We start from the raw sequence: 309 nt of genomic DNA, 5'->3' as shown, positions 1-309 counted from the left end.
GTTTCACAAGCACCACATTTGTAGGTAAAGAGAATTTTTTAATGTGGCATAATTCTTCGCCAATACCTCTAACAAAAACTGGCTTGCTATCTACGCTTGCGGGAACATCAGCACCAACGTTTAAGGCTATTTCATTTAAAATCGTCCTATCAATCTCCCACAGCTTCCCTAGCGTACGTACCACAGCTCCAGCATCTGAGGATCCGCTACCAAGTCCTGCAGCAATTGGTATGTTTTTTACAACCTTTACAGTGACTTTAGTGCTTACAGGAGCATGCCTAAGCAGCAGATTAACCGCTTTCATTACAG

The 309-nt window shown here is 42.7% G+C and carries 1 protein-coding gene; it reads right to left on the bottom strand.

What is annotated here, in order from left to right:
- Window positions 1-309, bottom strand: a 309-nt coding sequence (locus tag WG67_RS08150; protein WP_458694997.1) for a GHMP family kinase ATP-binding protein, incomplete at both ends; no start/stop codon positions are given.

Origin of the sequence: Wolbachia endosymbiont of Drosophila incompta, from assembly GCF_001758565.1 — a bacterium.
GTDB classification, from domain to species: Bacteria; Pseudomonadota; Alphaproteobacteria; order Rickettsiales; family Anaplasmataceae; genus Wolbachia; species Wolbachia pipientis.
This window is presented reverse-complemented; position numbering and strand designations above follow the sequence as displayed.